A 414-nucleotide genomic window follows, 5' to 3' on the forward strand; every position below is an offset into this window, starting at 1 on the left:
AGGTTGACCATCTGCCCGATCATGACCTCCACGGTGTCCGGGTCGTCGCCGAAAGCGGCCGCGGCGGCTTTGAGGCGACCGATGTAGCCGTGRTGGTCGGCGCCGARCATGTAGATGCACAGGTCGAAKCCGCGSGMMCGCTTGTCCTGGAAGTASGCGATGTCGCCGGCGATGTASGCGGCGTTGCCGTCGGACTTGATGACGACGCGRTCCTTGTCGTCACCGAAGTCGGTGCTCTTGAGCCACCAGGCCCCGTCCTCGTGGTACAGGTTGCCCGAACCCTTGAGGGTCTCGACGGCCGTCTCCACCGCACCCGACTCGAACAGCGAGTTCTCGTGGAAGTAGACGTCGAAGTCGACGCCGAACTCGTGCAGCGTGCGCTTGATGTGCTTGAACATCAGCTCGACGCCGATG

General features: G+C 63.5%; 1 protein-coding gene. It reads right to left on the reverse strand.

What is annotated here, in order from left to right:
• A partial coding sequence (argS, locus tag AC1DYG_RS20150) for an arginine--tRNA ligase domain-containing protein (RefSeq protein WP_477641612.1) occupies positions 1-414 on the reverse strand: 414 nt, incomplete at both ends.

This window comes from Pedococcus sp. P1_H8 (genome assembly GCF_056405175.1).